Raw genomic sequence first — 13,719 nt, forward strand, 5'->3', positions numbered from 1 at the left:
TACCTCCTATTTATTCAATCCATTAAATTTAATTTCTTTTCCGTCTTTTAATATTTTAAACTTTGATTTATCTACATCATCTCCAAAGAATATAGTAAGTGGTCTTACTACTCCATTATTGTCGGTATCTTCTGCTATTACTTTTTCATCATATACTAATTTATAACCTGTAATATTCTTTGAATCCTTATCTTTAGTAACTTTTAAATCATATGTAAATGATCCTGGGAAAGACGGCTGCATAGATACTGTGTATTTAATTTCATCTGATTTTGATGAACCACCTCCAGAACTACCTCCAGAACTGCTACTACCTTTTTTATCATTATTTTTATTAGTATTTTCTTGATTTGATGTTTTTAAGTTTGCCAACTTATCAACTATATTTTCAGGTATAAGCTTTTCTCCCCCAAAAACTACTATAGTACTATCTTTAGATAATTTGGACTTTATTAACTTTTCTGTTTCTCCATAAATATCTTTATATATTAATATCATAGGACTGTTATCTTTTGATGCTAGTGTAGAAGCTGTTAAAGCATCTGCAAATTCTGTTCCTCTATCACTTTGTCCTAATGCCATATACACCTTTTTGAAATTTAATGTATCTGAAAATCTTTCTATTATTTTTTGATTAGTTTCAAAACGATCTTTTCCATATATTCTTTCGACGTTTGGAGCTACACTCTCTATTTCCTTAGAAACACAAGCTTCCCCACCTATAATAAAGGACTTGTTAACCTTATTATCTTTTAGATATTGCTGTACTGGTTTTTTATCTTTGGAAGTTAATATTATTGGCATATTTTTGTTAGCTGCTATAGGACTTATGGATAATGCATCTGCTGGAGCTGCCCCTGATGTTAAAACTATTTCTCCTTTGCAACCAACATCTTTAGCAACAATTCTAGAAGTTTCATATCTATCTCTTCCACCAAATCTACTTATTTCTTTTACACTTTTTATACTTTTTACTTCTCCTTCAGTGGATTTACTAATTACCCCTTCTCCACCTATGATAAACACCTTTTCTGCATTTAACCTTTCTAATTCATCCTTTGTTTCTTTACTAATTTTATTTTCTTTAATTAGTAAAATAGGCGCATTATATTTTTTAGCTAAAGGAACCGAACAAATAGCATCTGCAAAATTATCTCCCCTGCAAATCACAGCACAAGACGACTTGTCCCATCCTTCTTTACTAATCTTTATAGAAGTTTCATATCTATCACTTCCATAAATTCTTTTAGTATTTAACTTACTGCTAGATACTGCAAAAACTTGGGTTGTGCTAGAAATAATTACTCCTAAAACTGTTAAGGTCATTATTTTTTTGAAATTCACTTTACTCTCCTCCTCCTTATTTTTGTTAATATGAACATAGCAATATTTGCACATTATATATGTAAAATGTGTTACAACAGCTTCTTATTTGATAACGATTATCATTTTCATTAATAAGATATCACATATTCCTTTATGAGTCAATATATGTTTTTTATGTATATTATTAAATTATGATCCAATTTGTATGGCTTATTTATAAAAAGTCACAAATTCTTGCTACCTAACAAACTACTTTTATTTTATAAAGTACAGATATTAGTTGACGGTTATAGATGCTTTCCCCTTATTAACACAGATAGAAATTTAAAATTGAATTTGAGCCAGCCACCTTTAGGCAATTATCCTTTATTATTTTTTATTTAAAGACAAAAATGCCAATGCGTTCAAATTAATTAAGCACATTGGCATTTTATACATATTAAAAAAATGTTTATTGTTTACATAAAAATGTATATCTTATTTCATCTCTATTTTCTACTTTCGCCTTAACTCCGTATACTTGTTTTATATTTTCTTCATTTATTACTTCCTCTGTATTTCCAGATGCGTACACTCCACAATTTTTAAGCATAATTATTTTATCTGCATACATTGAAGCTATGTTTAAATCATGAATAGACATTATAGCCATAATATTTTTTTCTTTTGCTAAAGAACTTATTATGTCTAAGGTTTCTAACTGATTTTTCATATCTAAGCTACTAGTGGGTTCATCTAAAAGAATTATAGGTGATTGTTGAGCTATTGCTTTTGCTATAAATACTCTCTGTCTCTCTCCTCCACTAAGACTATTTATATTTTTAAAAGCTATATTATTTAAATTCATTTCTTCTAAAATATTAAATACTATTTGCTTATCTTCTTCTTTCACTTTAAAATTTATACTCTGAACTCTTCCCATTAAAACTATATCAATTACACTAATAGGAAATGTAGAATGGGTACTTTGAGGAACATAACTAAATAATTTTGATATTTCTTTTGTTTTCATTTTATTTATAAGTACTCCATCTACAAAAACATTTCCTAAAGATGGTGTTATTAATCTACTTATACACTTAAGTAAAGTAGTTTTTCCTGTTCCATTTGGTCCAAGTAAGCAAGTTATTTCACCACTATTTGTTTCAAAACTTATATTTTTTAATATTGGAGTCTTTTCATAGGAAAATCCTAATTTATTAACTTGTAATTTCATTAGAAATACTCCTTCCTACTCTGAATTATTAAATGTATAAATAAAGGTACTCCAAGATATGAAACTACTATCCCCACAGGAATATTTACAGGTGCTAATAACGTTCTTCCAAGTGTATCTGAAACTAATAATAAAGCTCCTCCAAATATAGCTGAATAAGGTATTAAAAATCTATGATCTCCCCCTACAACGAGCCTTGCTATGTGAGGAGCAACCAATCCAACAAAACCTATTACCCCTGTAAAACTTACTATTGATGCTGTTAATAATACTGAAAATACTCCAACAATTGTCCTACTTTTATCTGGATTTATTCCTAATGCTTTGGCCATTTCATCTCCACCTGAAACCATAGCATTTAAAACCCAAGAATGTTTAATAAATACACATAAACTTATAATTAATATACTGCCTACCACTAAAACATGAGCCCATTTAGCACCATTCATACTACCAAAAGTCCATTGTACTGCCGCCGCAAGCTGATGATCATCCGCATAAAAATGAATAGTTGATGTTATTGCACTAAATAGATAGTTTATAGCTATACCAGATAATATTATTGCTTCTGGTTTCATTCCAAGCTTCATAGAAATAGAATATACAAATACTGCACAAAGCATAGCAAATATAAATGCATTTGAAATGATCCCTAAATTACTGTTTGAAAACAAACTTATTCCAAAAATCATAGCTATAGATGCTCCACAAGCTGCTGCGGAGGATATTCCTATAGTAAATGGGCTAGCCATTGGATTTTTGGTAATTCCCTGCATTATAGTTCCTGCTACAGCAAGTCCCATTCCAGCAAAAACTGATAAAACAATTCTTGGCAGCCTTAAAAATACTATTACCTTTTGTTCCATATTTGCAGAATTATTATCTATAGTATTTTTTATAGCATTAATTATTTCTTTTGGAGAAACATCTACAGATCCTACTGCTGTAAAAACAGTAATGAGCATAAACATTACAATAATGCTAATTGGTATAAATAAAAGTTTTATTCTGACCTTTTTATCATATTTCATTCGTATATCACTTTGAGATATATTCATTACTATCACCTCAACTTCTTTATAGTGAAAAGTTAAAAATGAAGTCTAAAGAATTATCGGAGCTTTTCTTCTGCTACTCTCCGATCCTAATTTTTAGCCTTCAAAGGCATATTAAAATCCGCTAACAATGTTGCTAGCAGATTTTATTTTTTACTCTATTTTTTTATTTCTGGATAGAAATGTCCTTTTAAATTTTTAAATCCTTGGAAATCTTCAAGCCATTGTCTATATATTTCATCAGGATCTAAATCTTTGAGTTGTTCAGGATACATCCATTTAGCCATATATACAGCTCCTATTAATTTAGATGCTCCACCATGTCCAAATTGTGACATTGTATACACATTATTATTTTTTACAGCTTTAATTTCATCCCAACCTGGACGTTTTTTAATATTTTCAATTGTTTTTTCCATTAATTCCTTAGAAGGTGCTTCATATAATCCTGTTCCCTTTATAGCTTTATCTGGAGTAACATTTTTAAATATAAAGTCTGGGTTTCTCTTTATTACCTCTTCTGAATCTACTTTTTTGCCATGCATGTCTTTAGTGGCATCTTCAAAAATGTTAACTCCGCCTGAATAGTTTATCATATTAGCATAATAATCTCCTGGAAAAGATGTATTATATTCTGTTGTGGATTCAAAATATACAGTTTTCTTTTTAACATCTTTTAGAGCTGTTTTTATGTACTCAATTGGTTCATTAAAGTATTTTATAAACTTTTCTGCTCCTTTTTCTTTATCAAACATTTTACCTATGTTAGTTACTTGATTTTTAAAATCTCCAGTATCATATCCTGAAATAACAAATACCTTTATTCCAAAAGGCTCTAATTTTTTTTCAGCCTCCTTATAAGATCCATTTGCAGGAAGAATTAAAACTTCTGCACCTAACTGAGCTATCTTTTCATAGTTAAGGTCTGTTGCACCTTTTCCAATAGTATTTTTAGGATCAAATTTTTTCCAATATTCTCTATCTTGTGCCGTTCCCATATCTACTGCAATTACACCATCTATTGCTCCACAAGCACGAATAAGTTCACTATTATACCTGTTAGCTACAACAGCTTTTTTTACTGGATGTGGAAGTTCTACCTTTCTTCCTACATTGTCCACTAATGTAATTGTTTTTGGTTTCTCTACTTGCTTCTCTGTTTTATCTTTTCCGCAGCCAGATAAAATTAAAATAGGCACTAACATTAATACTGCAATGAATTTTAAAAGTCCTTTTCTCATGATACATTCCTCCTAAGTAATATTTCTGTAAAGCTTTATGGAAGGAGATTACTATTTTTATTCAATAAAAAAAGACTACACAAAGCAGTAGTCATAATTTCACACAAATAAAATCTTATAACTGCTACCTCCCACCGAGATGAGTAATTAACATTATAAGGCAGGTCTCCTGACTTCAATTTCATCCTACTACCCTGCCTTCCCGATTAAGCAATCAGTGGCTATAAGGGTTCGTCCATTTTACAGTAGCGGGGGCTGTGTGGTTTTAACCAACTTCCCTATTAATTACATGTGTAAACCTTATAAAGAAATATTAAGTTTTATTTCCTAATCAATACTAATATAAATAATTATGTTTGTCAATGAAATTATTGTCAAAGATTGTGTTAAGTTTAGTAATTTTCGTATATTAGTTATATTTATAGTCTGTAAATGACTTTACAATACAACTTTTCCTGGGGATATCTAACATTCCCCAGGAAGATTAAAACTTACTTCCGTATCTTAAAATCTTAATTGTATTATAAAATTTAAATTTACATTTCTAATTTTAACTTTGCCTATAGCTTTTGATTCTGTTTGAGATTCTTCATCATTGTTTATAGTTTCTCTTAATAGTTCTGGTAACTTATCTAAATTTGATACTTCTTTTTTATCAGTAGTATTGTTACCTTCTCCATTTGAACCAAAACCTCCAGAATTTATATCTGGTACAATCAATATATTTTTGTTTCTATTATATCCAAAAGCCACTGCTGTAGAATCTAAATCATCTTCATAATAGTGTGTTAATCCTTCACTCATAGACTATCCCCCCTTATCTTAATTATGTTTTTCAAAAACACTATATTTATATTGTGGTTTTTGTGCTTAAATTCTTCTATTGTACAATTTTCTTTTTTATCTTCTTCTGTATCATTACTTTCTTTATCATCATTTTCAATTATATTATTAATAAAAATGACATTCATATTTAAATTAGAATACTCATCAAATTTATCACATAATTTCATTGCATCTTCAACATATTCCTCACTAGTTAAAGTCCTTTTTGAATTTTTTATAACTATAAAATTTATATTTCCTTGATTTGAAAATTCACATATGGAATCCTTTTCTAACATTTTATTACCCTCTTTATTTTTATTAATATACTAAAAACTTATAAAGAAATTCCTAGGTTCGAGTGAAATTTACTTATTAAACTTATTCTCCCTATCTGAATTTTATTATGTAGAAATTACTATAGGATTATATTCCTATAGTAATCTCTAAATAAACTAATTTTACAATGTTATTATAAGGTTTAGATTTACGTTTTTTATATTAGCTTTGCCAACAGCTTTAGATTCTGCTCTAATTTCTCCATCATCATCTGCAAATGCTTTCATAATATCATCTAAAGTATTCCTATTTCCATTTAATCCATTATTTCTTAAATCATTAGCTCCAAAGCCACCATTATTAGGAACAACTAATATATTATAATTTTCATTATAAGCAATAGCAGCTGCATTAGCCTCTAATTCATTTTCATTTTCATTTTCTGGTCTAGGTCTAGGTGGACAATATCTTTTTAATTCTCTATCCATTATATATCCCTCCTTTATAAGATTATGTTTCCTGAATATTTTTAACTTTGTTAACATAACTCACATACTATTTTATAAATAAAAAATGTCCTATTAATCTCAATATGTATTAATAAGAACATCCTTTTTAATTATTGTATTTTTTAATATATAACTAAATTTGTTTTTCTTAATATATAATATATAAAATTTAGAAATATGATACTAAAGTTTAAAATATATTTATGTTATTATGCCAAATAGTTATTTATAGAGATTATCATTTTATCTATTACTAAAAAGTTTTCATTAATAGTTCTTATTAACTTATTTAATTTATTAACTATTAACCTATGCAAAACATATTATAGTTATAGACTAGAATAAATTAGCCTTTATAAATTAAGGAGGATTTTTATGGATAATTTAGATATATCACAAAACAATCATGATTCAAACACATCTAACAAGAATTCTACTATTGTTAAAAATAGATGGGATGATATTTCTTATCCAAATAACAACTGTAATGTGTGTAATAATTGTAGGAGCTTTACCCAAATGGGTGAAACACCTGCTGCTGGAAGTTGGCCATTAACTTTTTTTAAAATAGAAAATAATAATTTTACAGATTTAAATGGAAATATAGTAGCTTTTAATATCAAAACACCAGATGTATCTGATGATTTTTGTGGAAAAGAATTAGATACTGTAATTGAAATAGGCGAAAATTTAACAGAAAATGAAAAGAAAATTGCACACTATTGGGGATTTGGAATAGTGGAAAATCAAATTACTCCAATCCTGCAATGTCTTTTAAACACCTATTCTGTACCAGTAGTTTTAGCAACTAGAATTTATAAAATACTTTTTGAAGCCTTAAATGATGCTTTCGTTATTTGTTGGCATTTCAAATATTTATACCAAATTCCAAGACCTGTTCAATACGCACCATGTTTTACTCCTTATTTAAAAACTCCATCGCATCCTAGTTATCCGGCAGGACATTCTGTTAGTGCTGGTTGCATGGAAGTTATATTATCTTATTTCTTTCCATGCGAAAGAGAAAAGCTTAATTTATTAGCAGAAGAATGCTCTATTTCTAGGGTTTATGCAGGTGTTCACTATCCAATAGATGGAAGCGAGGGTTTAAAACTTGGTAGGAATGTAGCTTATAAAGTTTTAAGTCAAATTCAAAACGCCAAAGATATTTACGGTGCTGCTATAGATACTAAATATACTAACTATAAAAATGCACCTATATATCCTTTAGACTATACTCAAAAATGTATATGCTAATTTTCAAAGTTATTCTTTATAATAAGAGATTATAAAATAGCTCTATAGCCTATTTAATATATTGTGCCTTACCTTATAACAATGTAGATATTAACTCCTTAAAAACTAAGGGACAGCTAACAACTTTTATCCAAAAACGTTGTTAGCTGTCCCTAATTTATTATTTATATGCGTTATACATAATTTTCTCTGTTTCTTCCATTGATAACTTATAAGGGTCTACTGTAAACAATCCCCCCATAGTCTTATGTGCATTTTGGGCTAAACTTGGTATTTCTTCTTTTTTGATTCCATAACTGGACATTGTTAAATTCTGTACTTCACATTCCTGTTGTAATTTAATTAAAGCTTTTACAAAAGCCATTGGACGATCTTCTTCATTAAGAGAATCAACATCAATTCCCATAGCCCTTGCCATTGCTATAAACTTATCTGGTACTTTATTTGCAAAAAACGTATAATAAGCTTCTGATAACATAATTAATCCTGCACCATGTGGTAATTCAGGATGATTTGCACTAAGTGCATGTTCCATAGAGTGTTCAGATGTACAACTTGATGTTGATTCAACTAAACCTGAAAGAGTATTGGCTAATGCTACATTTGTACGAGCTTCTATATTCATTCCGTCCTTTACACATATAGGTAAATATTTTGCTATAAGTTCAATACTTTTAAGAGCATAAGCATCACTAATAGGTGTTGCTATATTGGCAATAAAACCTTCTGTTGCATGAAAAAGTGCATCAAAGCCTTGATATGCAGTAAGTTCCTTTGGCACTGAAAACATAAGTTCGGGGTCCACTACAGATAGCACCGGAAATGTATGTTCATTACCAAAACCTATTTTTTCATTAGTATCTTCTTTTGTTATAACGGTCCAAGGATCAGCTTCTGTACCTGTTCCAGCTGTAGTAGTTATTGCAACAATAGGAAGTGCACCATTTTCCACAGGTTTTCCTTTTCCTGAGCCACCAGAAATATAGTCCCAATAATCCCCCTCATTTTTAGCCATTACAGCAATACTCTTTGCTGAATCAATGCTGCTTCCTCCACCTAATCCTATAACAAAATCACAATTTTCTTTTTTGGCAAGTTCTGCCCCTTCCATAACATGACTCTTAATTGGATTAGGCAATATTTTATCAAATAGAATATATTCAATTCCTTTACTTGTTAATATTTTTTCAAGACGACTTAAATAACCATATCTTTTTACAGACTTACCTGCTGTTGTAACAATTAATGCTTTCTTACCTGGAAGAGGTTCTTTTTGGAGCTCATTTAACTTTCCAGGTCCAAATAATATTTTTGTTGGTATATAATAATTAAAATTCATAAAAATACCCCCTAATGTAATTATTTAATATTATCCAACTCATTATCTATAGTATAATAATATATATAAAACTGCACAAGAATGCACTTTATTGATAGAAAGTATCCTATAGGATACCTATAAACCATTTAAATTAGGAGTACAATTATGAAAAATGATATTAAGTCAAAAGAAGCTATCTGTGAAATTGAAGTAGCCTTTAGGGTTATTGGTGGCAAGTGGAAGCCTTTGATTCTATGGTTTCTTGGAGAATTTCATACTCTAAGATTTAGTCAACTTCAACATTTAATTCCAGACATAACTCACAAAATATTAACTAAACAATTAAGGGAACTTGAAGAAGATAATTTAATAGAAAGAAAAGTCTATGCTGAAATTCCACCAAAGGTTGAATACTCAATTACAGATAACGGTAAAGAAATTATTCCTATTCTTGATATGCTATGCAATTGGGCTTTTAAAAACAATCTTTTTGGCTATAATTTAAAATATAATTTATGTGAGGAAAGCTTAAAAAACATTGTATTACCAGATGATAATTAACAATATTTTATTGAAAACTAAAAGGTAAATCTATTAACTTTTAATAGCAAAAACTAGTGAACAAATCCCCCTGTGTTCTATCCTTTAAGCACAGAGGGATTTTAATTTCTATAAAATATTTATTTAATTATCAATGGTAATCTTCAATTTCTTATTAGCCTTGCAAAATTTAATCTTCTTTTCATCCATCCTATACATCTTTTAATTCCTTTAGCATATTTAAAATTTCCTTATACTCACTATCCAGCTTTTCTATATCATCAGTTTTAGAAGGCATAGAAAGTCTTCCTAATACTTCAGATAATCGATTCTGAAGAATCATTTTTTGCATTTTTAATTCACTTTTGTCTATATCCTTCTTCTTGTTTAAAGTTTGGAGAAAATCATCATAATTGCCATCATATATTGAAATTTTATGATTTTCCATAACCATAGTCTTATTCGCAACTTTATTTATAAATCTTCTATCATGAGAAACAAATAAAATTGTTCCATTGTATTCAGAAAACATTTTTTCTAAAGCTTCAACAGAATAAATATCAAGATAATTTGTAGGCTCATCTAATATTAATGTGTTTACATCACTTAAAATAATTTTTGCTAAAGATACTTTAACTTTCTCTCCACCACTTAAAACAGATACCTTTTTGTAAACATCATCTCTTTTAAAAAGCAGCCTTCCTAATATAATGCGTGCAAAGGTTTCATCATAAATACTATTATCTATAACGTTTTGGAGTATGGTTTTACTTTCGTCTAATATATTAAGTGTTTGGCTAAAATAGCCTATCTTTAATGCATTTGAAGTTACTATTCCCTCTTCACCATTTAAAATCATTTTTATCAAAGTTGTTTTTCCACAACCATTAGGTCCAACTAAGGCTACTTTACTACCGTTATATATCTGAAAAAATCCCTTTTCTAATATAAGTTTTTTATTAAAGGCTTTATTTATATTTTTACCCTCTATTAAAATTTTACTATAAACTCCTTCGGCAGCTTTAATGTCTAATTTAGTTTTTTCTAAATCCTTTGGTTTTTGTTTTACTTCTAGTCTATTTAATCTTGATTCTAAAGCTTTAGCTGCATTATCCAGATTCATTTTCCCTTTCTGTCCCCCCATTTTATGGAGCCTAGCTTCAGAATTTCCCATTCTTTTAGGTGTCCTTCTGATTGAATTGGATTTTCCCTTGGTTTTATCTATACATATTTCAAGTTTCTTTTTTTCTTTTATATATCTATCATATTCACCTTGTAACGTTATTTTTTCTAACTGCTTTTGCTTAATATATTCACTATAATTTCCATTATATAATTTGACTTTTCCATTATCTAGTTCAAGTATTTTATTACAAACATTATCTAATAGCTCTCTATCATGGGACACAATCAAAATAGAACCTTTATAATTTTTCAGTTTCTTTTCCAGCATTTGGATTCCTGCTATATCGAGATTTGATGTAGGTTCATCAGCCAAAAGTATACCGCTATTTTTATCAAATGCATTTTGGATTTTAAGCTTTGTTTTTTCCCCACCGCTCAAGGTATTCTTTTCATTTTCCGAGATATTTTCAGGCTCATCTATTTGAGTTATATAAGAATAACTTTCATACATTTTTATCGAACCTTCATCGCAAAAACTTTTATTGCAAATAATATTCAATAAAGTACTCTTGCCGGCACCATTTACACCTACTATACCTATTTTGTCTCCACTATAAACTAGTAAATTATCAATGTCCATAATTAACCTATCACCATAATATTTTTTCACCTTATTTATTTCTAATAACAACATAAAAAATCCCCTCCATTTTATCTGGAGAGGATAATGAGCTTGTGTAACCATATTCATAAAATATAATTATAGCCATATTTATGTATAGAGCGCTCCTTAATTTCAAGTATAGTTTTCTTATACAAAAATACAGTATTTTATTATATATATGAACATAAACAGATTTCTAAGCTTCAGAAGAAGTTTTTACTCCCACTGAAGCTTATTAACAGAATTCTTAGGAGTTTTACTCCTTAGAAGTCGTTATCCTTTAGGGGAAATCGTTATCCAGGGACTATCTGCTCTAATACTTCCACTTTAAAAAGATGAAAGTATTAGAGCGGATAGTCATCGGATAAAAATAAGGGTATACACTACCATTAATCCTCTCCAGAACTGTAAAAAAGCACAACAAAAAAACCTTAACAAATTGCATATTTCTTGGTTATTTTTGTGATGAAATTTGTTCTAAAAAGGATTACATTCTCATATCTCTAGTACCTTACCCTTTCATGTTTAATAATATGTAAATTATACTACTATATTTAACATTAATCAATTAAATGTAATAATTTAACATCGTACTGTATATTTGGTATTATGTATTTATAGAGATTTTTATAAAGAAATATAAAAAAGAGGCAAACATATGAACATAAAGCATAGAAATATTATAGAGGAGGTATTATATGTTTAAAAATATTATGGATCATATAAAAACAATGGGTATAATGCTGATAATAAATATAATTATATGTTTCTTAATATGGATTACAAAAAGCAATAAATCCTTAGAAAGTTTAAGCAATATACTTTTTTACTCTTCAGGTATATTAGTAATTATTACAGCTTCTTCTGCAATGGGTAATCTAAAGCATAGTATTACTGATAGATATTATTCATATATTGGTTCAACAAAAAAAGGCAAGGAAGATAGTATAAGACTTTATATGAAACTACAGGATAAATCCATGAATTTTTCAATAGTATTAAGTTTAGTTGCAGCTATTACCATTGGTATAAGCTTATTAATATTAAAATTTTAAGAGACGTATCTGGAGTAAGCATTCATATTAAGTAAACTCTATCTAAATCTAAGAATCACTTCAGTATCTCTATTTACTAATTTACAATAATAAGATTGCCACAAAAATACCCATGAACTTAATTCTTTTAAGTGCATGGGTATTTATTGTTAACCACCTATTAACTTCCAATTATTATCTGCCTTTTCCTCTATTCAGCAGCCTTAAAGTTATATATTGGTGTTATCTTTTGGACTATCTCTACAGTATCCTTAATGTTATCCATTATTTCTTCCATTGGCTTATATGCAAGCGGACATTCGTCAAGAGTTTCTTTATTTACTGATGTTGTAAAAATCCCCTGCATGGTCTTTTTATATTGATTCAATGTAAATGAATTTTTAGCTTGGGATCTACTCATAATTCTACCAGCACCGTGAGGGGCTGAAAAATTCCAATCCTCATTTCCTTTTCCAATACAAATAATACTACCATCACGCATGTTTATAGGAATTAAAAGTTTTTCCCCTTCTCTTGCTGAAACTGCACCTTTTCTTAAAATCATATTTTCTGTATCAATGTAATTATGAATAGTAGTAAACTCTTCACTAACCTTAAGCTTCATCCCCTTAATTATTTCATGGAGCATAGCTTTACGGTTCAGGTCAGCAAATCTTTGTACAATTCTCATATCATGAATATAATCTTTAAAAAGTTCACCAGATACATAAGCTAAATCTTTGTTATTACCATTAAATGATTTATGGGCTTCTTTTTGATAAAGACTTGCAACTTCATGTCCTAAATTACGACTACCTGAGTGAATAACAATATATATACTTCCATCATTATCCTTATTAGCTTCTATAAAATGATTTCCTCCACCTAAAGTTCCAATACTTTTTCTAGCTCTAGAAATATTTATTTTTTCCTTACATTTAAGTTCATTTAAATCAATTTCATCAATAAATTTATGTTCCTTGTCTCTTATTTTAAAACCACATGGAATTTTTTCATAAATTAGTTTATCAAGCTTTTGAGGCTCAATACGCTTATTTTCAATTTTTATAACTTCCATTCCACATCCTATATCAACACCTACAAGATTAGGAACAACCTTATCATCAATTGTCATTGTGGTTCCTATAGTACACCCAACTCCACAATGTACATCTGGCATTATTCGTATTTTACTTCCTTTTGTAAATTCTTCATTACATAAAGTTTCAATCTGTTTAGTTGCACCATCCTCAATATTATCTGTATAAACAATTGCCCTATTATACTTACCATTTATTTCAATCATACTACACCCCTAATATATTAT

13 protein-coding genes and 1 riboswitch are annotated in these 13,719 nt (G+C 28.8%); of the genes, 3 read left to right on the forward strand and 10 right to left on the reverse strand.

The genetic code is table 11. The features are described from left to right. Positions 1-6 precede the first annotated feature (6 nt). The 7 genes from T514_RS24010 to T514_RS0106360 form a co-directional block, all read right to left on the reverse strand. Positions 7-1,344, reverse strand: coding sequence for a cell wall-binding repeat-containing protein (locus T514_RS24010; protein WP_051541851.1), 1,338 nt, complete (start codon positions 1,342-1,344; stop codon positions 7-9). A gap of 433 nt (positions 1,345-1,777) precedes the next feature. Then, entirely contained in the window at positions 1,778-2,542 is a 765-nt protein-coding gene (locus T514_RS0106335) for an ABC transporter ATP-binding protein (protein ID WP_027624011.1), read from the reverse strand. After that, the gene (locus T514_RS0106340; RefSeq protein ID WP_027624012.1) at positions 2,542-3,600 is read right to left on the reverse strand and encodes a FecCD family ABC transporter permease; all 1,059 of its coding nucleotides are present in this window, start codon (positions 3,598-3,600) and stop codon (positions 2,542-2,544) included. Before T514_RS0106340 ends, T514_RS0106335 begins: the two co-directional genes overlap by 1 nt. 155 nt (positions 3,601-3,755) lie before the next feature. Continuing rightward, a complete protein-coding gene (locus T514_RS0106345; RefSeq protein WP_027624013.1) occupies positions 3,756-4,838 on the reverse strand; it encodes an ABC transporter substrate-binding protein in 1,083 nt (360 codons plus the stop codon). A 142-nt stretch (positions 4,839-4,980) separates the two neighbouring features. Next, positions 4,981-5,156, reverse strand: a riboswitch (cobalamin riboswitch). Positions 5,157-5,342: 186 nt separating this feature from the next. Next, positions 5,343-5,642, reverse strand: a complete 300-nt coding sequence (locus T514_RS24015; RefSeq protein ID WP_051541853.1) for a hypothetical protein — start codon at positions 5,640-5,642, stop codon at positions 5,343-5,345. Then, positions 5,639-5,962: a hypothetical protein gene (locus T514_RS0106355; RefSeq protein ID WP_027624014.1), complete on the reverse strand. Its 324-nt coding sequence runs from the start codon at positions 5,960-5,962 to the stop codon at positions 5,639-5,641. The genes T514_RS24015 and T514_RS0106355 overlap by 4 nt, the downstream gene beginning before the upstream one ends. A gap of 162 nt (positions 5,963-6,124) precedes the next feature. Continuing rightward, entirely contained in the window at positions 6,125-6,430 is a 306-nt protein-coding gene (locus T514_RS0106360; protein ID WP_027624015.1) for a hypothetical protein, read from the reverse strand. 396 nt (positions 6,431-6,826) lie between these two features. Here T514_RS0106360 and T514_RS24020 point away from each other — a divergent pair, with 396 nt between their 5' ends. After that, positions 6,827-7,708, forward strand: coding sequence for a vanadium-dependent haloperoxidase (locus T514_RS24020; protein WP_051541856.1), 882 nt, complete (start codon positions 6,827-6,829; stop codon positions 7,706-7,708). Positions 7,709-7,868: 160 nt separating this feature from the next. Here T514_RS24020 and T514_RS0106370 read toward each other — a convergent pair whose 3' ends face one another. Beyond that, complete coding sequence (locus T514_RS0106370; RefSeq protein ID WP_027624016.1) at positions 7,869-9,047, reverse strand: iron-containing alcohol dehydrogenase; 1,179 nt, start codon at positions 9,045-9,047, stop codon at positions 7,869-7,871. A 147-nt stretch (positions 9,048-9,194) separates the two neighbouring features. Between T514_RS0106370 and T514_RS0106375 the strand changes: the two genes are divergently transcribed. Continuing rightward, complete coding sequence (locus tag T514_RS0106375) at positions 9,195-9,590, forward strand: winged helix-turn-helix transcriptional regulator (protein ID WP_027624017.1); 396 nt, start codon at positions 9,195-9,197, stop codon at positions 9,588-9,590. A 190-nt stretch (positions 9,591-9,780) separates the two neighbouring features. Here T514_RS0106375 and abc-f read toward each other — a convergent pair whose 3' ends face one another. Beyond that, entirely contained in the window at positions 9,781-11,388 is a 1,608-nt protein-coding gene (abc-f, locus tag T514_RS0106380) for a ribosomal protection-like ABC-F family protein (protein ID WP_027624018.1), read from the reverse strand. Positions 11,389-12,056: 668 nt separating this feature from the next. Between abc-f and T514_RS0106390 the strand changes: the two genes are divergently transcribed. Beyond that, the gene (locus tag T514_RS0106390) at positions 12,057-12,413 is read left to right on the forward strand and encodes a hypothetical protein (RefSeq protein WP_027624019.1); all 357 of its coding nucleotides are present in this window, start codon (positions 12,057-12,059) and stop codon (positions 12,411-12,413) included. Positions 12,414-12,603: 190 nt separating this feature from the next. Here T514_RS0106390 and T514_RS0106395 read toward each other — a convergent pair whose 3' ends face one another. Further along, positions 12,604-13,698 carry an RtcB family protein gene (locus tag T514_RS0106395; protein ID WP_027624020.1) on the reverse strand — a complete coding sequence of 365 codons (1,095 nt, stop codon included), beginning with the start codon at positions 13,696-13,698 and terminating at the stop codon, positions 12,604-12,606. Positions 13,699-13,719 lie beyond the last annotated feature (21 nt).

The organism is Clostridium lundense DSM 17049 (assembly GCF_000619945.1).
Classification (GTDB): Bacteria; Bacillota; Clostridia; order Clostridiales; family Clostridiaceae; genus Clostridium_AO; species Clostridium_AO lundense.